The sequence below is a fragment of the Streptomyces sp. SM10 genome, assembly GCF_002910915.1.
Classification (GTDB): Bacteria; Actinomycetota; Actinomycetes; order Streptomycetales; family Streptomycetaceae; genus Streptomyces.
Genome location: NZ_NEUF01000096.1, coordinates 1 through 20,751 on the forward strand (window position 1 = coordinate 1; position 20,751 = coordinate 20,751).

At 71.9% G+C, this 20,751-nt stretch carries 20 protein-coding genes and 2 pseudogenes; 11 read left to right on the forward strand and 11 right to left on the reverse strand.

The window, feature by feature from the left end:
* Positions 1-471, forward strand: a 471-nt coding sequence (locus B9S57_RS14130; protein WP_258036384.1) for a transposase, incomplete at its 5' end; no start/stop codon positions are given.
* 61 nt (positions 472-532) lie between these two features.
* On the opposite strand, the gene B9S57_RS14135 is transcribed toward B9S57_RS14130, so the two are convergent.
* Positions 533-2,026: a recombinase family protein gene (locus B9S57_RS14135; protein ID WP_181011343.1), complete on the reverse strand. Its 1,494-nt coding sequence runs from the start codon at positions 2,024-2,026 to the stop codon at positions 533-535.
* A 69-nt stretch (positions 2,027-2,095) separates the two neighbouring features.
* Between B9S57_RS14135 and B9S57_RS14140 the strand changes: the two genes are divergently transcribed.
* Positions 2,096-2,632 carry a DUF4865 family protein gene (locus tag B9S57_RS14140; RefSeq protein ID WP_103515974.1) on the forward strand — a complete coding sequence of 179 codons (537 nt, stop codon included), beginning with the start codon at positions 2,096-2,098 and terminating at the stop codon, positions 2,630-2,632.
* A pseudogene (locus B9S57_RS14145) lies at positions 2,629-3,518 on the forward strand (phosphotriesterase). Before B9S57_RS14140 ends, B9S57_RS14145 begins: the two are co-directional and overlap by 4 nt.
* A 23-nt stretch (positions 3,519-3,541) precedes the next feature.
* Here the strand turns inward: B9S57_RS14145 and B9S57_RS14150 are convergent.
* Complete coding sequence (locus B9S57_RS14150) at positions 3,542-4,756, reverse strand: ROK family protein (protein ID WP_103515925.1); 1,215 nt, start codon at positions 4,754-4,756, stop codon at positions 3,542-3,544.
* A 261-nt stretch (positions 4,757-5,017) separates the two neighbouring features.
* Here B9S57_RS14150 and B9S57_RS14155 point away from each other — a divergent pair, with 261 nt between their 5' ends.
* The 3 genes from B9S57_RS14155 to B9S57_RS14165 all read left to right on the forward strand — a co-directional run bounded on the left by B9S57_RS14155 (position 5,018) and on the right by B9S57_RS14165 (position 6,535).
* Positions 5,018-5,386 (forward strand): SCO4225 family membrane protein, encoded by a 369-nt coding sequence (locus B9S57_RS14155; protein ID WP_103515926.1) that lies wholly within the window; start codon positions 5,018-5,020, stop codon positions 5,384-5,386.
* A 24-nt stretch (positions 5,387-5,410) separates the two neighbouring features.
* Positions 5,411-6,163 carry a maleylpyruvate isomerase family mycothiol-dependent enzyme gene (locus B9S57_RS14160; RefSeq protein ID WP_103515927.1) on the forward strand — a complete coding sequence of 251 codons (753 nt, stop codon included), beginning with the start codon at positions 5,411-5,413 and terminating at the stop codon, positions 6,161-6,163.
* 78 nt (positions 6,164-6,241) lie between these two features.
* Complete coding sequence (locus B9S57_RS14165) at positions 6,242-6,535, forward strand: DUF6332 family protein (RefSeq protein WP_103515928.1); 294 nt, start codon at positions 6,242-6,244, stop codon at positions 6,533-6,535.
* Here the strand turns inward: B9S57_RS14165 and B9S57_RS14170 are convergent.
* The 3 genes from B9S57_RS14170 to B9S57_RS14180 form a co-directional block, all read right to left on the reverse strand.
* On the reverse strand, positions 6,496-7,161 hold the full coding sequence (locus B9S57_RS14170; RefSeq protein ID WP_103515929.1) for a response regulator transcription factor: 666 nt from the start codon (positions 7,159-7,161) through the stop codon (positions 6,496-6,498). The genes B9S57_RS14165 and B9S57_RS14170 overlap by 40 nt on opposite strands.
* On the reverse strand, positions 7,158-8,462 hold the full coding sequence (locus B9S57_RS14175) for a sensor histidine kinase (RefSeq protein ID WP_103515930.1): 1,305 nt from the start codon (positions 8,460-8,462) through the stop codon (positions 7,158-7,160). The genes B9S57_RS14170 and B9S57_RS14175 overlap by 4 nt, the downstream gene beginning before the upstream one ends.
* A 314-nt stretch (positions 8,463-8,776) precedes the next feature.
* Positions 8,777-9,514, reverse strand: coding sequence for a TetR/AcrR family transcriptional regulator (locus B9S57_RS14180; RefSeq protein ID WP_103515931.1), 738 nt, complete (start codon positions 9,512-9,514; stop codon positions 8,777-8,779).
* A 127-nt stretch (positions 9,515-9,641) separates the two neighbouring features.
* On the opposite strand from B9S57_RS14180, the gene B9S57_RS14185 reads away from it, so the two are divergent.
* A complete protein-coding gene (locus B9S57_RS14185) occupies positions 9,642-10,097 on the forward strand; it encodes a nitroreductase family deazaflavin-dependent oxidoreductase (protein ID WP_103515932.1) in 456 nt (151 codons plus the stop codon).
* On the opposite strand, the gene B9S57_RS14190 is transcribed toward B9S57_RS14185, so the two are convergent.
* Positions 10,081-11,346 carry a geranylgeranyl reductase family protein gene (locus B9S57_RS14190; protein ID WP_103515975.1) on the reverse strand — a complete coding sequence of 422 codons (1,266 nt, stop codon included), beginning with the start codon at positions 11,344-11,346 and terminating at the stop codon, positions 10,081-10,083. The genes B9S57_RS14185 and B9S57_RS14190 overlap by 17 nt on opposite strands.
* A gap of 194 nt (positions 11,347-11,540) precedes the next feature.
* Between B9S57_RS14190 and B9S57_RS14195 the strand changes: the two genes are divergently transcribed.
* Together B9S57_RS14195 and B9S57_RS14200 are read left to right on the forward strand one after the other, a co-directional pair.
* Positions 11,541-12,905: a dipeptidase gene (locus B9S57_RS14195; protein WP_103515933.1), complete on the forward strand. Its 1,365-nt coding sequence runs from the start codon at positions 11,541-11,543 to the stop codon at positions 12,903-12,905.
* 93 nt (positions 12,906-12,998) lie between these two features.
* Positions 12,999-13,683 (forward strand): annotated as a pseudogene (locus B9S57_RS14200) (MBL fold metallo-hydrolase).
* 1 nt (position 13,684) lies between these two features.
* Here B9S57_RS14200 and B9S57_RS14205 read toward each other — a convergent pair.
* Positions 13,685-14,728, reverse strand: a complete 1,044-nt coding sequence (locus B9S57_RS14205) for an NUDIX hydrolase (RefSeq protein ID WP_103515934.1) — start codon at positions 14,726-14,728, stop codon at positions 13,685-13,687.
* A gap of 196 nt (positions 14,729-14,924) precedes the next feature.
* Between B9S57_RS14205 and B9S57_RS14210 the strand changes: the two genes are divergently transcribed.
* Positions 14,925-15,116 carry a hypothetical protein gene (locus tag B9S57_RS14210; protein WP_103515935.1) on the forward strand — a complete coding sequence of 64 codons (192 nt, stop codon included), beginning with the start codon at positions 14,925-14,927 and terminating at the stop codon, positions 15,114-15,116.
* A 38-nt stretch (positions 15,117-15,154) separates the two neighbouring features.
* On the opposite strand, the gene B9S57_RS14215 is transcribed toward B9S57_RS14210, so the two are convergent.
* On the reverse strand, positions 15,155-16,132 hold the full coding sequence (locus B9S57_RS14215; protein ID WP_103515936.1) for an ROK family protein: 978 nt from the start codon (positions 16,130-16,132) through the stop codon (positions 15,155-15,157).
* A 183-nt stretch (positions 16,133-16,315) separates the two neighbouring features.
* Between B9S57_RS14215 and B9S57_RS14220 the strand changes: the two genes are divergently transcribed.
* Complete coding sequence (locus tag B9S57_RS14220) at positions 16,316-17,344, forward strand: LacI family DNA-binding transcriptional regulator (RefSeq protein ID WP_103515937.1); 1,029 nt, start codon at positions 16,316-16,318, stop codon at positions 17,342-17,344.
* Positions 17,345-17,347: 3 nt separating this feature from the next.
* Here B9S57_RS14220 and B9S57_RS14225 read toward each other — a convergent pair whose 3' ends face one another.
* From B9S57_RS14225 to B9S57_RS14235, 3 genes are all read right to left on the reverse strand, one after another.
* On the reverse strand, positions 17,348-18,646 hold the full coding sequence (locus B9S57_RS14225; RefSeq protein ID WP_103515938.1) for a DUF6986 family protein: 1,299 nt from the start codon (positions 18,644-18,646) through the stop codon (positions 17,348-17,350).
* A 170-nt stretch (positions 18,647-18,816) separates the two neighbouring features.
* The gene (locus tag B9S57_RS14230) at positions 18,817-19,779 is read right to left on the reverse strand and encodes an electron transfer flavoprotein subunit alpha/FixB family protein (protein WP_103515939.1); all 963 of its coding nucleotides are present in this window, start codon (positions 19,777-19,779) and stop codon (positions 18,817-18,819) included.
* Positions 19,780-19,836: 57 nt separating this feature from the next.
* Positions 19,837-20,622: an electron transfer flavoprotein subunit beta/FixA family protein gene (locus B9S57_RS14235; RefSeq protein WP_103515940.1), complete on the reverse strand. Its 786-nt coding sequence runs from the start codon at positions 20,620-20,622 to the stop codon at positions 19,837-19,839.
* Positions 20,623-20,751: the final 129 nt, after the last annotated feature.

Genomic DNA, 20,751 nt, shown 5'->3' on the forward strand with positions numbered 1-20,751 from the left:
GTCCGGGGCCGCGGCTCGGGACGGGTTTCGATGGCGGGAATGACCTGCTTCCGTCGCGGAGACCGTTCGAGGCTGATCTACAGCTTCCGCGTCCACCGGGGCCGGAAAGGTGAACCCAAAGGGTTCACCTGGCAGGACTATCGCGACCTCATCGTGAGAGCGCACAACCAGCTCAAAGGTCCCATCGTCCTGGTGTGGGACAACCTGCGTACTCATCTCATGCCGCAGATGAAGGACTTCATCACCGCGAACGAGGACTGGCTGACCGTTTTCCACTTCCCGTCCTACGCACCCGACCTCAATCCGCAGGAAGGCATCTGGTCTCTCGTGAAACGGACCATCGGCAACCTCGCCGCCGCGAACCTCGACCAGCTCGCCGCCGCCGTGAAGCGCAGTCTCAAGAAGACCCAGTACCGACCGCACCTCATCGACGGCTGCCTCATGGGCACCGGCCTGACCATAGGCAGCTGACCAGGGTCAAGCCGACATCACACATTCAAGTTCAGTAGCGGGGGCTTCATATTGTCCGGGGCTACCGGGTTTCAGGCTCCGCCCACTTGATCACGCATCGATCCTCCCCCACGAACGGCCGCCCACGCCTTCCCCGGGTGATCGTCACGCGGTCGATAGCAAGCCTGATCAGATCGCGACGCAAGTCGTCGTCTGCGGCCTGCCATGCGTCACTCAGCATCTCCGGCTCGTCGAAGATGCTGAGATCCACGGGGCCCCCGTACTCCGCGGCACGTTCGGATGCGGCAGCTAGATCGGCCTCCGCCTCTTCGACGAGACGGGGGAAGAACCGACCCATGACACCGCTATAGATGCCCGCCCTGCGGTCCAAGGCCAACTGTTCGAGCGCCTTCTCCGCGCCCTTGACGGCCGCCAGCGCTTCCTGGTGTTCCGTCGTCTCCTCCGGCTTCGTCAGGGCCACCCACCGCTCCGCAACGGCGACCATAAGCGGGCTCGCGTCGTCGACACGGGCGGCCAGGATCGCGGCAGTCCACTCGTCGTAGATGTACGACTCCAGGTATGAGCGCATGACGGACGACGGGTCAGGACAAGGCTGCCCGACGGTGTACCGGTAACACCGGTATGAGCGCCCGTGAATTGCCGAGCCGCTCCCCCCGCACCCTGCGCACGTCAGAAGGCCAGTCAGTAGATGCTTGGGCTTGCGACTGCGGTACTCCGGGGCGACGACCGAGTGCCCCGCCACCGCCAAGCGTGCAGCCTTGACGAGTGCAGCTGGCACGGGCTCCACACCTTCCGCGAGGACGGACACCTTCTCTCCACGTCGGTTGCGGTACGCGATGGACCGGCCGCCCTTGACGAGGGTCACCGACTGCCACCCCTCGTAGACCGGACTCTGAATGATTCGGTGTACTGACGAGCCGGCCCATGGTCCGCCGTTAGCGGCGGGGATTTTGTCCGCGGTAAGTCCCACTGCGATTGTCCGGCCTGACTTACCCATGGCAGTCTCTGTGAAGATGCGCAGGATGACCGACCACGTCTTACCGGTCTTCAGCTTCCGTGAGATCGGGTCTTCGATTTCGAAACCGTAGGGTGCGGCGCTCAGCCACGCTCCCTCGTCGCGCTGTTGCTTTTTCGTGTCAAGCACGCGATGAGAGAGGAGTTCCGAGTACTCCCGCGCCTCTTCCGCGCGGTTGATGATCTGCTTTCGGTCGCGAGGCTCTGCGGAATCCAGGCGTTCATAATCGAAGACGAGACGCTTTCCGGAGTCCAGGAGCGGGAGCACAGAACCCGCCCCCTTCCGTGAGAAGCGGTCCAGCGCGTAGCACCACAAGGCAGGCACCTCGTCGGCCGCCAGTGCTGAGATTGCCTTGTCGAACTCCGGCCTCGTGGTGTCGCTGTAAGCGCTCAAGTTGTCCGACCACACCTTGCGTACGGTGTAGTCGTGCTCCTCCGCCCAACGACGGCCGCGGGTCTCCTGCGCGCGGAACGTCAGCGCTCGATCCCGTTCTCTCGTGATCTTCGACTTACGAAGGTAGAGGTCGATCTCTTGCCCCATGCAGCCCTCCCAAGTGCCCTGCGGACAGTATGGCGTAGCGTCCAGTCCGCTCTGCCCGCCGACTACGACATGGAGATCATCCGCAGGCGGGTCGCGACCAGGGGCCATCTCCTCGACGACTTCCCCGGCCTCGGCCTCAAGGCCTATCTGATCCGCGAACGCGGTGAGAGCTCGCCGGTCAACCAGTACGCCCCGATGTATCTGTGGTCGGCCCCCGAGGGCATGAACACCTTCCTCTGGGGCCCCGGATTCCAGGGCGTCGTCGACGACTTCGGACGCCCGGAGGTGCAGCACTGGACGGGACTCCTCCACCTGGAGGGATCGGCTCCGCAGGCGCTCCCCCGCACCGCGGTCCGCCGACGCGAGCGGATCCCGGACACCGTCCGGCCCGCCGAGGCGGTGGAGGCGGCGCTGGCGGAGAGCCGCCGGTCGGCGACCCTCCCCGGGGTGGTCGCCACAGCGCTCGCGATCGACCCGCGCCACTGGGAACTGCTCCACTTCAGCCTCTGGGCGCAGGAACCGCTGGGGGCGCCGGGCGACCGCTACGAGGTGCTCCACGTGTCGTCACCGGAGCGCGACCTGCTGGGCCGGGGCAAACAGTGGTGACCCGGGTCCGCACGGTCCTGGGGGACGTGCCCGCCGGGGAGCTCGGTGTCCGCGACGCGCACGACCGCCTCTTCCTCCGCTCCCCCGCACTGCCCGGCCTGGAGCTGGACGACCCGGGCGGGGCACGGGAGCGGCTACGGGCTTCCACGGGCTGGGCGGACGGGCCGTCGTGCAGTGGACCCCGTACGGCATGGGCAGGCGCGCCGAGGACCTCGCCGCCCTGTCCCGGGCCGGCGGGACACGGATCGTCGCCGCCACCGGGCTGCACCAGGCGGTCCACTACTGGCCCGAGCTCCTCGGGCGGATCATGCCGGACCTGGAGGACCTGTTCGTCTCGGAGATCTCCGGGTCGATCGGCGGGACAGGGGTGCGGGCAGGCCTGATCAAGGTGGCCGGGGCCTTCCACGGAGTCGACGAGCACGCCGGACGCACGATGACGGCTGCCGCCGGGGCCCACCACCGTACGGGCGTTCCGATCGCCGTCCATCTGGAACTGGGCACGGGTGCGGGGGATGCGCTCGATCTGCTCTGCGGGCAACTGGGGGTCGAGCCACGGCACGTGATCCTCGGCCACCTGGGCCGGCACCCCGACGGTGTCACGCAGCTCGATGCCGCGAGGGCCGGTGCGTTCCTGGCGTTCGACGGCCCGTCGCGGAGCCATCACGCCACGGACTGGCGACCGTCCGAACAGCTCGCCGCGCTCGCGGAGGCCGGCTTCGGCGGACAGCTGCTGCTCGGTGGCGACACCACGGTGCCCGGGACCCCGGGCATGCCGTACCTGCTGCGTCGGCTGAGCCCGCGGCTGGTGCGGTCGCTCGGGGAGGAACTCCTGCGGGAGGTGCTCGTCGCCAATCCGGCACGGGCGTTCGCCCTGGCCGCACTCTGAGCGGTGCGCGGGCGCCCGGCCGGTCAGGCCAGCGCGGCCAGCGGGTCGTCGAGCACGGGCTGCCAGGCCAGCTCGGCGGCGCCCACCAGGCTGTTGTGGGCCAGCGTGCAGGAGAGGATCGGCACGCTCCCGCTGCGGCCCCACAGGCTGCGGTCGGCGACCACGGCCCGCAGCCGTTCGGGGTCGGCCTCCAGGAGGTCGCGGTGCAGTCCGCCGAGGACGATCCGGTCCGGGTTGAGGATGTTGACCAGACCGGCGAGGCCGAGGCCGAGCCGGTCGATCAGCTCCTCCGCGGCGGCTCGCACCCGGGGGTCGCCGTACTCCGTGCGCAGCAGATCACCGGACTGCTTGAGCAGCGATTCCTCGGGCCCGGGCTCCCGGCGGGCCGCGGTGAGGAAGGCGAGGGGGTCCGTCTCGACGTCTAGGCAGCCCCGACCGCCGCAGTGGCACGGACGGCCCTCGGGATTCACCGTGAGGTGCCCCACTTCCAGGGCGAGTCCCGAACTCCCGCTGTGCAGACGGCCGTCCAGGACGAGAGCTCCGCCCACCCCCCGGTGGCCGGTGGCGACACAGAGCAGGTGCTGGGCACCGCGCCCCGCGCCGTGACGGTGCTCGGCGAGGGCGGCGAGATTGACGTCGTTGCCGGTGAACGCGGGGCCGGTGATCCCCGCGGCGCGTACACAGGCGGAGAAGATCTCGCGGACGGGCGCACCGGCGGGCCAGGCGATGTGCAGCGGGTTGAGCGCGGTCCCGTCGGGCTCCGCCACGGCGGAGGGCACCGCGAGCCCCGCGCCGACGCAGCGCAGCCCGCTCTCGCTCAGCAGCCGGGCCCCTGCCTCGACCACCTCTCCGAGGACCTGTGCGGGGTCGGCCATGACGGCGACGCAGCCGGGCGCCGTGGCGACGATCCGGCCTCCCAGTCCCACGAGCGCGGCGCGGAAGCCGTCGGAGTGCACCTGGGCGGCGAGGGCCACGGGTCCGCTGTCCCGGACGGACAGCCGGTGCGAGGGGCGGCCCTGCGAACCGGCGGCGGATCCGGGGCTGGAGTCGACCTTGATGAGCCCGAGCGCCTCGAGCTCCGCGGCGACCGCGCCGGCGGTGGCACGGGTGACACCCAGCTCGGAGGTCAGCACGGCGCGGGTGGGAGCGCGCCCTGTGTGCACGAGCTCCAGGGCGGGCCCGAGCGCGCTGCGGCCCCTCTCCAACTTCGTCCGCGTGGTGGTCGACTTGCCGTTCATGGGGGCGAGTCTCCCATGATCCCGAGCCGTTGCCGACGCTTCTCCATCCCGCCCCGTTCACCGGACCGTCACCGCGGCAGCCGCCTTGCGCGGGTCGCGGGAGCCACCCTGTGCCCACTTTGTGCCGCAAGTATACAAACTGCGGCCTCGGCTGCGCGGCCCGGTGTTCGGCGAACACCTGAACGGTTGAGTAGTCGTACTCAGGCGCGACCCGCTCCCCCGGCGCACGATGGAAGCACCAGCCATCGAGGGGAGCGGGACATGAGCCACCAGGTGACGAACATGCGGCAGCTGCGCGCACTGGCACGACTGACCTTCGGCAACACGGCTTCGCGGATCTATCTCGGCCTCGTCCTCGCGGTCTCGGTGTTCGTCGCGGTGGACACGCTGTTCGTGTCCCACGACGACGCCTCGTTCGCCGGCGTCTGGGTGTTCCTTCTCGCCGCGCCCACCGTCTTCCTCTTCCTCCTCGGCAGCTCGATGGCCGGTGCGGACGCCGGCGGCCCCGCCTGGTTCGTCTATCTGGCTCTGGTCGTGTCGGTGCTCGCGCAGGCCTGTGCGCTGGGCTGGTTCGCCCGGCTGCTCCGGGGCCCCCGCCGCAGCCACCCGGCGCACCCGCAGGGCGCCTGACCAGCCTCTGACACAATCACCGGCGTGGAAACCTCCGAACACCTGAACGCCCTTGCCGCCGAGGGCGACGCGCTCGCCGTCGCCGCCCGTGGGGCGGGCCTTTCGGCCCCCGTTCCGGCCTGCCCCGGATGGCAGGTGCGCGACCTCCTCCGGCACACGTGCATGGTGCACCGCTGGGCGACCTCGTTCGTCGCCGAAGGGCACCGGACCTACCGCCCTGACGGCGGGGAGCCCGACCTGGACGGGGACGCGCTCCTGGACCACTTCACCGAGGGCCACCGCCTGCTGGTCGACGCCCTGCGGGCCGCGCCCTCCGGTCTGGAGTGCTGGACGGTCTTTCCCGGCGCGTCGCCGCTCGCCTTCTGGGCGCGCCGCCAGGCGCACGAGACCACGATCCACCGGGTGGACACGGAGTCGGCCGGAGGCGGCCCGCTGACGACCGTGGCGGCGCCGCACGCGGTGGACGGCATCGACGAACTCCTGGCCGGCTTCCACACCCGTGCCAAGAGCCGGGTACGCACGGACTCCCCGCGCACCCTCCGGGTCCGGGCCCTGGACACGGACTCCGTCTGGACCGTACAGCTGTCCGCCGAACCGCCGATGACGGTCCGCGGGACCGCCGGCCTGGACACACCCGCCGACTGCACCCTGAGCGGCACGGCCGAGGATCTCTACCTGGTGCTGTGGAATCGTCGGCCGCTCTCCGCGGTGGGCCTGTCGGGCGACCCCGAGGTCGCCGGACTGTGGGCGGGGAACTCCGCGGTCGTCTGGTCGTGAGCGCGGCCGGTCACGACCCGCGGGGCGGCACGGACGGACGTCCTTGCCGCGGGCCACTGCCCCTGTGACACTCGGGACATGCCACGGCGCACGCAGGCGGAGCGGGACGCGATGACCGTCGAGACCGGCTACGCGCTGGTGACCGGAGTCCTGGTGGCCGCTGCCACCTTCACCGGGGTCCTCCTCCCCGCCCTGGTGCTCCGGCTTCCGAGCCCTGCCGAGGACCTGCTGTTCCGGGCGGGCGCTGTGCTCGGCGCGCTGGCGTTCGCCGTCCGGGTGGTCCATGTGCTGTGGCGTTTCCCGCGCGCCGCCGGGGAGCGGCGCCTGCCCGGTCAGCCCAGCCAGCCGGGCCGCACGAGTCCCGATTCGTAGGCGAGCACGACGAGTTGAGCCCTGTCCCGGGCGCGCAGCTTGATCATGGCCCGGCTGACATGGGTCTTGGCGGTGAGCGGGCTGACGACGAGCCTGCGGGCGATCTCCTCGTTGGAGAGCCCGATGCCGACCAGGGCCATGACCTCCCGCTCACGCTCGGTCAGCTCGTCCAGCACCATGCCCGCCGCGGGCTCCTTGGAGCGGGCCGCGAACTCGGCGATCAGCCGGCGCGTCACTCCTGGCGACAGCAGGGCGTCCCCGCCCACCACCGCGCGGACCGCCCGCAGCAGTTCCTCCGGTTCGGTGTCCTTGACCAGGAAGCCGGACGCGCCCGCCCTGATCGCCTCGAAGACGTACTCGTCCAGTTCGAAGGTGGTGAGCATGACCACCTTCACCTCGGTGAGCGCGGGGTCGCCGGTGATCTCGCGGGTCGCGGCAAGACCGTCCAGCTCCGGCATCCGGATGTCCATGAGCACGGTGTCGGGGCGCAGTTCGCGCACAAGGCGGACGGCTTCGGCACCGTCGGCGGCCTCGCCCGCCACCTCGATGTCCGGCTGGGCGTCCAGGAGCGCCCGGAAGCCCGCCCGGACGAGCAACTGGTCATCGGCGAGCAGTACGCGGATCACGACGCCTCTTCCCTCCCCGCACCGCCCGGTGCGGCGGGATCGCTCGGGCCGGGACGCAACGGGAGTTCGGCGGTCACCCGGAAGCCGCCGTCCGGCCGTGGGCCCGCGTCGATCGTGCCGCCCAGCGCCGCGGCCCGCTCCCGCATCCCGACGAGCCCGTTCCCACTGCCCCCTGCGTCGCCGTCCGTCGCGGGGCCCTCGTCGTCCACGACGATCCCGAGCGTCGCGTCGCCGTACGCGATCCGGACGTGTGCGGTACGCGATCCGGAGTGCCGCACCACGTTGGTCAGGGCTTCCTGCACGATGCGGAAGGCGGCGAGGCCGGTACCGGGCGGGACCGGCCCCTGCGCCCCGGCGCCAGCGACCGTGACGGTGAGACCTGCCGCGGCGGCCTGGTCGACCAGCTCGGGCAGCCGGTCCAGGCCGGGGGCCGGGGCACGGGGGGCGTCGCCGGGGGCCCTGAGGTTCTCCAGCACCTGGCGCACCTCGCCGAGCGCCTCCTTGCTGGCGGACTTGATCGTGGTGAGAGCCGTACGGGCCTGTTCGGGATCGGAGTCGAGCAGGGCCAGCCCCACTCCGGCCTGGACGTTGATGACGGAGATGCTGTGGGCCAGGACGTCGTGGAGTTCACGTGCCATGCGCAGGCGCTCCTCGTCGGCCCGCCGCTTCTCCGCGGCGGCGCGCTCGGCCCTGGCCGCGGCCCACTGCTCACGGCGCACCCGCAGGAGCTCCGCGGCGGCGACGACCGCGACGACCCAGGCCGTGACGAAGGCTTCCTGGCTCCAGGGCGCCGGGCCGTCGCCCTCCGGCGGCAGCCACCGGTACAGCCAGTGCGCGGCCAGCAGGTGCCCCGCCCACAGCGTGCCCAGCGACCACCACGCCGCCTTGCGGTGCCCGGACACGATCGCGCCGAAGCAGCCGACGGCGACGGCGAGGAAGACGGGGCCGTACGGATACCCCAGCGCGAGGTAGACGAGCGTCGCGGCGCATGTGCCGGCGACGGCGGCGACAGGATGACGGTGCCGGACGAGCAGTACGGCGACCGCCGCGAGCAGCAGCAGCCGGGCGGCGATCCCCAGCGGTTCGCGGCCCTGGCCGTGGGCGGCGACGGTGGTACCTCCCATGACGATCACGCCGACCACGACGGTCGAGACCCACGGCAGGCGGTCACCGCGCGTCCAGGGACTGCCGGAACGGCCACCGTCGTCCTGCCGCACGCCCCACGGAGGCCCGTGGCCGGCCCATCGGCCGCCCCGGGCCGGGCGGGGACCCGCACTCCGGTGCGCTCGCTTCTGGTGCATACGGCCACGCTAGACGCGCGGGCCCCCTGTGCACGTCAGCCGGGCGTGGTGGTCCCGCGTACTCCCCGTGGAGTACCTGCCCGGCCGGGTGCCCGCAGAAAGGCCCGTCGACCTCCGCACAGCAGGGTCACGGAAGCGCCCGGGGTGTCGTGGTGAGCGCGCGCAGGTGGCCCTGCGACCCGGTGGCCCGGTGGCCCGGTGGCCCGGTGGCCCGGTGGCCCGGTGCGGCGAACGGCCCGGCGGGCGTGCTGGTGCGCCGCTTTGCTGCCTTGCTGCCTTGCTGCCTTGCTGCCTTGCTGCCGTGTGAACGCGCGTCAGGCCCGTGCGGCGTCGGCCGCGGCCGACGTACGGCCGTCCAGCAGGCCCACCGAGTGTCCGAGTTCGTGCACCGCGTGCCGGAAGAGCTGTTCGCGTGCCTCGACGACCCGGTTGAACTGGCCGAAGAGCTCGAAGGAGATCAGCCCGAAGAGCTGGGCCCACGCGGAGACGAGGGCGGCCACGACGGCCGGCGGGAGGTCGGGAGCCAGATCCGCCGCCATGCGTGCGGCCTCGGGGCGCAGCGCGGGATCCACCGGGGGCAGGGCGAGACCCCCGGCGAGGTGGGCGTCCCGGACGACGGAGATGAGGACCTGGCCCACCCGCGACGCGGGGCCGACGGTGTCCTGCGGGGCGGCATATCCGGGGACGGGCGAGCCGTAGATCAGCGCGTACTCGTGGGGGTGGCCCAGCGCCCACTCCCGCACGGCGCAGCTGACCGCCGTCCAGCGGGCGGCAGGGGAGATCGCCCCGGCCGGGGCACCCGCCTCCGCGCGCGCGGTCTCCGCGGCTTCGCCCACCGCGTCGTACGCGTCGACGATGAGAGCGGTCAGGAGGTCGTCGCGGCTCGGGAAGTAGCGGTAGAGCGCGGAGGACACCATGCCCAGTTCGCGGGCGACGGCGCGCAGGGAGAGCTTCGCGGCGCCTTCGGCAGCCAGTTGCTTCCTGGCCTCGTCCTTGATCGCCGCGGTGACTTCGACTCGGGCGCGTTCTCGGGCTCCTCGAATGGTGCTCATGACAGCAGTCTGCCACGGAATCGGAGCACCGAACAAAAACGAGAGCACCGCTCTTGCTTTAGCGCACCACGCTCATGCACACTGATCTCAAGCGAGAGCACCGCTCTCCCTGTGGGCGGGAGTCCCCATGTCGCAGCAGCCGTACTACCTTCGGGCCAACGCCTCCGCGCAGCGGATGAACAGCATCGTCGGATGGCTCGCCCGCCACGGCATCAGCCTCCTCGGTTCCGCGGAGATGTCGGTGCGGGGCCGCAAGAGCGGCCGGATGCAGCGCATCCCCGTGAACCTTCACCAGCACGAGGGCGCCCAGTACCTGGTCTCCGCCCGCGGCCACTCGCAGTGGGTGCGCAACATGCGCGTGGCGGGCGCCGGAGAGCTGAAGGTGGGCCGGAAGACCCGCACGTTCACCGCCGTCGAGATCGCGGACGACGAGCAGAAGATGCGGATCCTCCGCGCCTACCTGAAGCGATGGGGGTGGGAGGTCAACCAGTACTTCCAGGGCGTCACCGCGAAGTCGACCGACGCCGAGATCCTCGCCGCCTGCCCCGACCACCCCGTCTTCCGGATCACGGTCGAGAACTGACCCGGTCCTCGCCCCGGCGGTCCATCATGTGCAGCGCCCGCTGCGCCAGGGGGTGCGAACGGACCAGCTCGGCCAGCGAGGTCGTCCCCCGGGTGATCCCCGCGAACGCGTTCCAGGCGGGGCGGAAGCCGGTCAGCACGGCGTGCAGGAGACCGGGGCGCCGTTCGAAGAGCTTGAGCATGCGGCGGCCGACGCTCATCTCCACACCGAGCCCGGCCTTGATGGCGAACGCGTAGTTGAGCGCCTGCCGCCGGGCGTCGACCGCGTCGTGCGACTCCGCGATGCGGACCGCCCACTCACCGGCGAGCCGCCCGGACCTCAGGGCGAAGGAGATGCCCTCCCTGGTCCACGGCTCCAGCAGGCCCGCCGCGTCACCGCAGACCACCACCCGTCCTCGGGAGAGCGGCGAGTCGTCGCTGCGGCACCGGGTCAGATGACCGGAGGAGACCGACGGTTCGAATCCGGCGAGACCGAGCCGGCCGACGAAGTCCTCCAGATACCGCTTCGTCCCCGCCCCGTCGCCGCGCGCCGAGATCACCCCCACGGTGAGCGTGTCGCCCTTGGGGAAGACCCAGCCGTAACTCCCGGGCATCGGGCCCCAGTCGATGAGCACCCGGCCCGCCCAGTCCTCGGCTACCGTCTCCGGGACCGGGATCTCCGCCTCGAGCCCGAGGTCCACCTGGTCGAGCTTCACGCCGACATGGGCTCCTATGCGGCCCGCGCTGCCGTCCGCGCCGACGACGGCCCGGGTGAGCACCGTCTCACCACCGGAGAGCACCACGGCCACCGTACGCCGGTCGGGGACCGCGGGGCCGTGCTGCTCCACCCGCGTCACCGTCGCACCCGTCCGGAGCTCGGCGCCCGCCTTCTGAGCCTCCTCCACCAGGCCGGCGTCGAACTCCGGACGGTTGATCAGCCCGAAGAGCATGCGCCTGGACCTGCGGGTGCGGGACAGCTTCCCGTTGAGCGAGAAGGTGACCGCGTGGATCCGGTCCTTCAGGGGCAGTTCGAATCCGGGCGGCAGTGAGTCCCGCGAGAAGCCGATGATCCCCCCGCCGCACGTCTTGTACCGGGGGATCTCCGCCTTCTCCAACAACAGCACCCGCCGGCCCGCCACCGCTGCGGCATACGCCGCGGAGGCTCCGGCCGGGCCCGCGCCGACCACGACGACGTCCCATACCGAGGACTCCTGCGGTACCGACGACGACTCTTCCGGCTCACGTCCGGCGTCTGCGTTCTCGCTGCTCACGATGTGCTTCTGCTCCCGATCCGACCTGTGGCCCCAGCTGCTCACGGCATCCTACGGCGCGCCGCGGCCGAACTCCGCTGTGGGAGGATCAGCCATGAATTCGTCGTACACGCGACGTCGCATCCACGGCGTCGCCCCCGGCCGCATACACAGCGCGCCATAGTCCTAACGTCGCACCCACGAGGAGCGTGCCCATGACCGCCCGTCCGATTTCCGAGACCGTTTCCTCGCTGATGCCCCGCGCGAAGACGGAGCTCGCCGAGTTGGTGGCCTTCCGGTCGGTGGCGGACCCCGCGCAGTTCCCCAGGAGCGAGTGCGAGGCGGCGGCCGGCTGGGTCGCCGACGCGCTGCGCGCCGAGGACTTCCAGGACGTCGCCCTGCTCGACACGCCCGACGGGACCCGGTCGGTGTACGGCTGGCTGCCCGGCCCGGCCGGTGCCCCGACGGTGCTGCTCTACGCGCACTACGACGTGCAGCCGCCGCTCGACGAGTCCGCCTGGCTCTCCCCGCCGTTCGAGCTGACCGAACGCGACGGCCGCTGGTTCGGACGGGGCGCCGCGGACTGCAAGGGCGGCTTCATCATGCATCTGCTCGCGCTCCGCGCCCTCAAGGCGAACGGGGGCGTCCCGGTCTCCGTCAAGGTGATCGCGGAGGGCTCGGAGGAACAGGGCACGGGCGGCCTCGAACAGTACGCCGAGGCGCACCCGGAGCTGCTGGCCGCCGACACGATCGTCATCGGCGACACGGGCAACTTCCGCGTCGGGCTGCCGACCGTCACCGCGACCCTGCGGGGCATGACCATGCTGCGGGTGACGCTGGAAACCCTCGAAGGCAACCTGCACTCCGGACAGTTCGGGGGCGCCGCCCCGGACGCGCTGGCCGCGATGATCCAGCTGCTGGCCTCGCTGCGGTCCGAGGACGGCACGACCACGGTCGACGGGCTCGCGACGGGTGCCGAGTGGGACGGGCTGCAGTACCCGGAGGGCGAGTTCCGCAAGGACGCCAGGGTGCTCGACGGTGTGGAACTCATCGGAACGGGTACGGTCGCCGACCGGATCTGGGCCCGCCCCGCGGTCACCGTCATCGGCATCGACTGCCCGCCGGTGGTCGGCGCCACCCCGTCGCTGCAGGCGAACGCACGGGCGCAGGTCAGTCTGCGGGTGCCGCCCGGCCAGGACGCCGCCGAGGCGACGAAGCTGCTGACCGCCCACCTCGAGTCGCACGCCCCCTGGGGCGCACGGGTCCGCGTCGAACAGGTCGGCCAGGGGCAGCCGTTCCGGGCCGACACGACCAGCCCCGCCTACACCTCGATGGCAGAGGCCATGCGACTCGCGTACCCGGGTGAGGAGATGCAGTCCTCCGGCATGGGCGGCTCCATCCCGCTCTGCAACACCCTCGCCGCGCTCTACCCGCAGGCGGAGATCCTGCTCATCGGGCTGAGCGAGCCCGAGGCGCAGATCCACGCGGTGAACGAGAGCGTGTCCCCCGAGGAACTGGAGCGGCTCTCGGTCGCCGAGGCGCTGTTCCTGCGCAACTACGCGGATTCCAAGAAGGGCTGAGGGCGCGTACGGGCCCGCGCGGTACGCGTCGGGCGAAGTCGCCCGGAACGAAATCCCGGGCGGCTGACCGCCTGCCGTCCGTACGTTCTCCGCATGGACATCGTCGAGGCACTCCCGCAGCTGCACGTGTTCCGCTTCCCGATCGGTCAAGCCTGCCTCTGGCGTGACGGCGCGGATCTGACCCTGGTCGACGCGGGCGGCCGGCATGCGGCGGCCGCCGTCGAGGACGGTGTGCGCGGGCTCGGGCTGGATCCGGCGGACCGTCCTCACCCACGGCCGCCGCGACCACTACGGGGCCGCACAGGAGCTCGCCGACCGCCATGGCTCGGAGGTCCTGGCCCACCGGGCGGAAGCCTCGTACGTCCGGGGCGAGGAGCCTGTCCCCGAACCCGTACCGCACGCCTGGGAACGGCCCCTGTACGTCCACGCGCTGACGGTCACCGAGGCACCGCCCACGCGCGTCGACCAGGAGCTGGGGGACGGCGACGAGCTGTCCTTCGGGGATGGCGCACGGGTGGTGCACTCCCCCGGTCACACCCCCGGCTCCATCGGCGTCCACCCGCCGGGCCACGGTGTCCTGTTCACCGGGGGCTCCGTGGCCGGGTGGGCCGGTTGATACAGGGAGTGTTCAACACCGACCACGCACAGGCGCGGTCTTCCCTTCCGCCCGCTCGCCGCCCTCGCGCCCTCGGTCGCCTGCTTCGGGCACGGTGACCCGCTCACCGTCGACGCGCCGGCCGTCCTGCGGGCCGCCGCGGAGTGCACGGCGGCCGCATGACCTACCTGCTGCCCACGGGCTCCCCGGCCTCCAGGTTCAGTACGGTGGACCGCTCCCGGGCCCGCAGCGCCCAGCGGAGCCGTTCGAAGCGGGTCGGCGGGAGCAGGCCGGCCGCCTCGGCCTCGGTGACGAACCGCCAAGCGCGCAGCTCCGAACCCGGCAGCAGCAGTCGTGCGGCCTCCTCGGCGCGCAGTCGACCGCCGTCGAACAGGAAGCGGAGTCCTCCGTACGCGGGCGGCTTCGGCGCCTCCCAGTCGACCACCAGGAGCGTCGGCACCGTGTCCAGTTGGAGCCCGAGCTCCTCCGCGACCTCCCGGACCCCCGCCTGCGCCGGGGCCTCTCCCGCTTCCACCACGCCACCGGGGAACTCCCAGCCCGGCTTGTAGGTGGGGTCGACCAGCAGCACCCGGTCCTGCTCGTCGAAGAGCAGCACTCCGGAGGCGACGGTCTCCGCGCGCGGCTCGGGTGTCTGGACTATCCCGCACTCCCCGGCCTCACCGGTGCGCACCGCGTAGGCGATCCGCTCGGCCGTCTCGTACGGGGTGAGCGCGCTGGTGTCGATCGTGTGGGCGTCCGCCGTGATCCATCCCAGCGCCGCCCGGTAGGGCTCGATGTGCTCGTAGGCCCACTGCCTGATCCGCTCGCTGCGCCCGGGATCGTCGGCGAGATCCTCACGCCCGGCGATCCGTCTTCGCAGGATCGTTTCCTCCGGCGCGAGCAGAATGTGGCGCACCGGTATGCGCCGGGAGGCGAGTCCGCCGAATATCTCGTCGCGGTACTCCTGCCTGAGCAGGGTCATCGGCACCACGAGCACCCCGGGGACCTCGGCGAGGAGCGCGGCGGCGGTATCGACGACCAGACGCCGCCATATCGGCAGGTCCTGGAAGTCGGTCACCTCGGCGAGCTTCTTCTGGGGCAGCAGTTCGCGCAGTCCCCCGCCGGTCAGTTCGGGGTCGTAGAAGGTGCTGTTCGGGATCAGATCGATCAGTTCGCACGCGGCGCTGGTCTTGCCCGCACTGAACGCACCGTTGATCCAGACGATCACGGGTCCCCCTCTTCCGTAGCCCCCTGTGGCTTGCCCGCATCACCCTGCACCGGAAACCCGCCGGGCTGATGCGGTTGCGCCGGCGTGGCCGCCGGAGTGCGCTCCACGGTACGAATCCGGGCGCCGGCCGGGCCGTGACGGGGGCCGCGGGACGTCGTTGGAGCGGTCAGTCACTGGAACGACGAGGGGATGCGCGGTGCGTCGCACGGTCATTGAGCAGTTTCCCGCCGGAGGCCCGCGGGGCGCTCGGCCCGCGGAGGAGTTCGCTGCGGCCCGTCGCGGAGAGGGCATGGCCGCCGAGGTCGTGATGGACCTCGAGCGGGACGCCTTCCTCGTGGTGGTCGACCGGCAGCCGGCGGACCGGGTCCGCCGACCCCGAAGAGCCTGAGCTCCGGGCCCGCCCCGGCGGCGGCGGGAGGGCAGGGGCTACAGGGAGTGCCGGGTGGCCAGGGGTCGCACGCCGTTCACGGCGTCGGGCCGGGCCACGGAAGCCGCGGCCGCCGCGCCGACCAGACCGGCGTCGGTCCCCATCACGGCGGACGTCACCGTGAGGCCCTGGACGAAGGAGAGGGTCGCGTAGTCCCGCAGAGCCCTGCGCAGGGGGGCGAAGAGCACCTCGCCCGCACCGGCGACTCCCCCGCCGATCACGGCGATGTCGATGTCGGTCAGCGTGGCGGTGGCGGCGATCCCGGCGGCGAGCGCTTGGGCGGCCCTCTCGAAGGACGCGCCGGCGACCGGGTCGCCGGCGCTCGCGGCGGCGGCCACCGCGGCGGCCGTGGCATCGCCGTCAGGACCGGGGCTCCAGCCGTTCTCCAGCGCCCGCCGGGCGATGTTCGGTCCGCTGGCCAGTCGCTCCACGCAGCCGCGGGCGCCACAGGGGCAGGCGTCGCCGTCCAGGTCGACGCTGATGTGACCGATGTGGCCGGCGTTGCCCGAGGGGCCGGGATGCAGCTTCCCTCCGAGGACGAGGCCCCCGCCGACGCCGGTGGAGACGACCAGGCACAGCGCGTTGTCGTAACCGCGGGCGGCGCCGAGCCAGTGCTCGGCCGCGGTCATCGCGACCCCGTCGCCGACGAGCGTGACCGGCAGCCCGCCGGTCGCCGCCGCCACGCGCTCCACCAGCGGGAAGCCGCGCCAGCCCGGGACGTTGACCGGACTGACGGTGCCGGCCGAGGCGTCCACCGGCCCCGCACTGCCGATGCCGACCGCCCTGGCCCTGTGCCACAGCTCGGAGGCCGTCAGCTCCGCCAGGACATCGCTCACCGCACCCATCACGGCTTCGGCGCCCTCACGGGCGGGCGTCGGACGCTGCGCCCGCACGAGCAGGGATCCGCCGCCGTCGACCAACGCTCCGGCGATCTTGGTGCCGCCGATGTCGAGCGCGGCGACGAGGTCGGTAAGCATCGGTGTGGACTCTCCGGAGGGGTGAGGCGCAGGACCTGCGAGTTCAATACGTGGTCCACCCAGTCTCCATCCTCTTGACAACGTTGTCCAGGGCCTATGCTCGACGCCACAGCACCCGTAGCCCTTCCCGGCACCACCCGGGGAGGGCGGAATCACCCGTTCCCGACGACAGGACAGCGCACCGTGGCCGAGACCGCCCGCCATTCCGAGTCCCGCTACGGCAACAGGCCGACCATGAAGGACGTGGCAGCCCGTGCCGGAGTGGGCCTCAAGACGGTCTCCCGCGTGGTGAACTGCGAACCGGGAGTCACCCCGGACACCGAGCGTCGCGTCCAGGAGGCCATCGAGGCGCTCGGGTTCCGCCGCAACGACAGCGCGCGCGTCCTGCGCAAGGGGCGCACCGCCTCCATCGGCCTGGTGCTGGAGGATCTGGCGGACCCCTTCTACGGCCCGCTGAGCCGCGCCGTGGAGGAAGTGGCCCGCGCCCACGGCGCACTTCTGATCAACGGCTCCAGCGCCGAGGACCCGGAGCGCGAGCAGGAACTCGTCCTCGCCCTCTGCGCCCGCCGGGTGGACGGCCTGATCGTGATCCCGGCCGGGGACGACCACCGCTATCTCGAACCCGAGATGAAGGCGGGCATCGCCACCGTGTTCGTCGACCGTCCGGCGGGCCGGGTCGACGCGGACATGGTCCTCTCGGACAGTTTCGGCGGTGCCCGGGCGGGCGTCGCCCACCTGATCGCCCACGGTCATCGCAGGATCGGCTTCATCGGCGACCAGCCGCGCATCCACACGGCGACGGAACGACTGCGCGGCTACCACGCGGCCCTGGCCGAGGCCGGCATCGAGGTCGAGGACGCCTGGGTCTCCCTCGGCCCGACCGACCCGGCCCGCGTCAGGGCGGCCGCCGAGGCCATGCTGACGGGCCCCGAGCCGGTGACCGCGCTCTTCGCCGGCAACAACCGGGTGACGGTCACGGCCGTCCGCGTCCTGGCCGAGTGCGACCGCCGGATCGCCCTGGTCGGCTTCGACGACATCGAACTGGCCGACCTGCTGGGGATCACGGTGATCTCGCAGGATGCCGCGGCGGTCGGCCGGACCGCGGCGGAACACCTGTTCCGCCGCCTCGACGGCGCCGCCCACGCACCCGCCAGGGTGGAGCTCCCCACCCGGCTCATCCCGCGCGGCTCGGGGGAGCTGCCACCCGCCTGAGCCCTACGGCGCCGTCACGGTCAGCCCGCCGCGGCGGGGCGAGGCGAAGCCGTCCAGGTCCGCCCGGGTCAGACCGGTGAGGCCGGTGACCTCGTCGGTGTCCAGGGCTCCGCAGTCGATGCCGCGCAGCAGGTAGCCGCTGAGCGCCTTCGCGGTGGCCGGCTCGTCCATGACGTCGCCGCCCGCCTTGGCGACGTAGGCGGCGAGCCGGGACGCGGCCTGGCCGAGGCCCTCCCGGTAGAAGCTGTAGACGGCGGCGTAGCGGGTGGGCAGGTGCCCCGGGTGCATGTCCCAGCCCTGGTAGTAGGCGCGGGCCAGGGCGCGGCGGGTGAGGCCGTGGTGGAGGCGCCAGGCGTCGTGGACCTGTGCGGTGGGGCCGACCGGCAGCACGTTCGTGGAACCGTCGCAGACCCGCACGCCGGTACCTGCCGCGGCGACCTGCATGACGGCCTTGGCGTGGTCGGCGGCCGGGTGGTCGCTGGCCTGGTAGGCGGGGCTGACGCCGACGCACGCGCTGTAGTCGAACGTCCCGTAGTGCAGGCCCGTCGCCCGGCCCCGGGCGGCGTCGATCATGCGGGCGACGGCGGCGGTGCCGTCGGCGGCGAGGATCGACTGGCTGGTCTCGATCTGGATCTCGAACCCGAGGCGCCCGGCCGGCAGGCCGTGGGTCTCCTCGAAGGCCTCCAGGAGCCGCACGAAGGCGGTGACCTGTTCGGGGTAGGTCACCTTGGGCAGGGTGAGGACGAGCCCCTCGGGAAGGCCTCCGGCCCGCATCAGGCCGGTGAGGAAGATGTCGGTGGTGCGGATGCCCCGGTCGCGCACGGCGGCTTCCATGCACTTCATCCGGATGCCCATGTACGGGGCCGCGGTCCCGTCGGCGTACGCCTCGGCGACCAGGCGGGCCGCGCGGGCGGCCGCCTCGTCCTCCTCCGCGTCCGGGCGCGGCCCGTAGCCGTCCTCGAAGTCGATACGGAGGTCCTCGACGGGCTCGCGCTCCAGCTTGGCGCGTACGCGGTCGTGGACGGGCGCGGCGAGCTCCTGCGGGATGCCGAGCACCTCGGCGAGCGCCGCGGCGTCCGGAGCGTGCTCGTCGAGCGCCGCGAGCGCCTGGTCACCCCAGGTGCGCAGGGTGGTGGCGGTGAAGGTGTCGGCGGGGACGTAGACGGTGTGGACGGGCTGGCGTGTCCCGGGGTCCCCCGGGTAGCGGCGGGCGAGTTCGGCGTCCACCCCTGTGAGGGAGGCGCTGATCTCGTCGCCGACCGTGCCGGCGAGGCTCGTTGCCACCTTCTCCTGCTGACCCATGACCGTACCCTCCACGTGTTCAGTACTTTCCACTTCCCGGAATATCTCATCCGCATAGTGAAGTTATAAGCCTGCCGGGCGTGCGTCAATGGTGATGGAAACGGCCCGGGGCCGCGCGGTGAGAACACCACGCGGCCCCGGGCCGTCGTACGGGCACAGCTCCTGCCGGATCAGCCCTTGCGGGACTTGACCTCGTCGGTGAGCTGCGGGACGACGTCGAAGAGGTCTCCGACGACGCCGTAGTCGACGAGGTCGAAGATCGGGGCCTCGGCGTCCTTGTTGACCGCGACGATGGTCTTCGAGGTCTGCATGCCGGCCCGGTGCTGGATCGCGCCGGAGATGCCCGAGGCGATGTACAGCTGCGGGGAGACGCTCTTGCCGGTCTGGCCGACCTGGTTGGTGTGCGGGTACCAGCCGGCGTCGACCGCGGCACGCGAGGCACCGACGGCCGCACCGAGGGAGTCCGCGAGCGCCTCGATGATCGCGAAGTTCTCCGCGCCGTTGACGCCACGGCCGCCGGAGACGACGATCGCGGCCTCGGTCAGGTCCGGACGGCCGGTCGACTCGCGCGGGGTGCGGGAGAGGACCTTGGTGCCGGTGGCCGTCGCGGAGAAGGTGACCGCGAGGGCCTCGACGGCGCCTGCGGCCGGAGCGGCCTCGACTGCGGCCGAGTTCGGCTTGACCGTGATGACCGGAGTGCCCTTGGAGACTCGGGACTTGGTGGTGTACGAGGCGGCGAACGCCGACTGCGTGGCGACCGGGCCGGAGTCGCCGGCCTCCAGGTCGACGGCGTCGGTGATGATGCCGGAGCCGATGCGAAGCGCGAGGCGCGCGGCGATCTCCTTGGCCTCGGCCGAGGAGGGCAGCAGCACGGCGGCCGGGGAGACCGCGTCGCAGGCGGCCTGCAGCGCGTCCACCTTCGGTACGACGAGGTAGTCGGCGAACTCCGGTGCGTCGGCGGTGAGCACCTTGACCGCGCCGTGCTCGGCGAGCGCGGCGGCGGTGTCGGCGGCCCCGTTGCCGAGGGCGACGGCCACGGGCTCGCCGATGCGGCGGGCGAGCGTCAGCAGCTCCAGGGTGGGCTTGCGGACGGCACCGTCCACGTGGTCGACATAGACGAGAACTTCAGCCATGGGACTTCAATCTCCTGCGTGCGAGGAAGGGCGGGGCGGTGGAGGTACGGCCGGGGCTCAGATGAACTTCTGGCCCGCGAGGAACTCGGCCAGCTGCTTGCCGCCCTCGCCCTCGTCCTTGACGATCGTGCCCGCCGTGCGGGCGGGACGCTCTGCCGCGGAGTCGACCGCGCTCCAGGAGCCGCCAAGGCCGACCTCGTCCGCCTCGATCTCGAGGTCCTCGAGGTCCAGGGACTCGACCGGCTTCTTCTTCGCCGCCATGATGCCCTTGAAGGACGGGTAGCGGGCCTCGCCCGACTGGTCGGTCACGGAGACCACGGCCGGCAGGGACGCCTCGAGCTGCTCGCTCGCGGTGTCGCCGTCACGGCGGCCCTTGACGGCGCCGCCCTCGACCGAGACCTCGGACAGGAGCGTGACCTGCGGGACGCCGAGGCGCTCCGCGAGCAGCGCCGGGAGCACGCCCATGGTGCCGTCGGTCGAGGCCATGCCGCAGACGACCAGGTCGTAACCGGTCTTCTCCACGGCCTTGGCCAGGACCAGGGAGGTGCCGATGACGTCGGTGCCGTGCAGGTCGTCGTCCTCGACGTGGACGGCCTTGTCGGCGCCCATCGACAGCGCCTTGCGCAGCGCGTCCTTGGCGTCCTCGGGGCCCACCGTGAGCACGGTGATCTCCGCGTCGTCCGCCTTGTCGGCGATCTGCAGTGCCTGCTCGACCGCGTACTCGTCGAGCTCCGACAGCAGACCGTCGACGTCGTCACGGTCCAGGGTCAGGTCATCGGCGAAGTGCCGGTCGCCGGTGGCGTCGGGCACGTACTTCACACAGACAACGATCCTCAAGCTCACGCCGGCTCTCCTACTGCATCGTCATTTCTGGGCTGCCTTGTTGCACGCAGCATAGGCGCCTTATCGGGCGGTTTCCGGTCGGGGCGACCGAGCCCCCGGCTGAAATATTACTCGCCAGTACACCCAGTA

Coding starts and splice junctions, on each gene's coding strand:
- B9S57_RS14135 (WP_181011343.1), bottom strand. CDS start 2,026: ATGGGGCAAGAGATCGACCTCTACCTTCGTAAGTCGAAGATCACGAGA.
- B9S57_RS14140 (WP_103515974.1), top strand. CDS start 2,096: ATGGAGATCATCCGCAGGCGGGTCGCGACCAGGGGCCATCTCCTCGAC.
- B9S57_RS14150 (WP_103515925.1), bottom strand. CDS start 4,756: ATGAACGGCAAGTCGACCACCACGCGGACGAAGTTGGAGAGGGGCCGC.
- B9S57_RS14155 (WP_103515926.1), top strand. CDS start 5,018: ATGAGCCACCAGGTGACGAACATGCGGCAGCTGCGCGCACTGGCACGA.
- B9S57_RS14165 (WP_103515928.1), top strand. CDS start 6,242: ATGCCACGGCGCACGCAGGCGGAGCGGGACGCGATGACCGTCGAGACC.
- B9S57_RS14175 (WP_103515930.1), bottom strand. CDS start 8,462: ATGCACCAGAAGCGAGCGCACCGGAGTGCGGGTCCCCGCCCGGCCCGG.
- B9S57_RS14180 (WP_103515931.1), bottom strand. CDS start 9,514: ATGAGCACCATTCGAGGAGCCCGAGAACGCGCCCGAGTCGAAGTCACC.
- B9S57_RS14185 (WP_103515932.1), top strand. CDS start 9,642: ATGTCGCAGCAGCCGTACTACCTTCGGGCCAACGCCTCCGCGCAGCGG.
- B9S57_RS14195 (WP_103515933.1), top strand. CDS start 11,541: ATGACCGCCCGTCCGATTTCCGAGACCGTTTCCTCGCTGATGCCCCGC.
- B9S57_RS14215 (WP_103515936.1), bottom strand. CDS start 16,132: ATGCTTACCGACCTCGTCGCCGCGCTCGACATCGGCGGCACCAAGATC.
- B9S57_RS14225 (WP_103515938.1), bottom strand. CDS start 18,646: ATGGGTCAGCAGGAGAAGGTGGCAACGAGCCTCGCCGGCACGGTCGGC.
- B9S57_RS14230 (WP_103515939.1), bottom strand. CDS start 19,779: ATGGCTGAAGTTCTCGTCTATGTCGACCACGTGGACGGTGCCGTCCGC.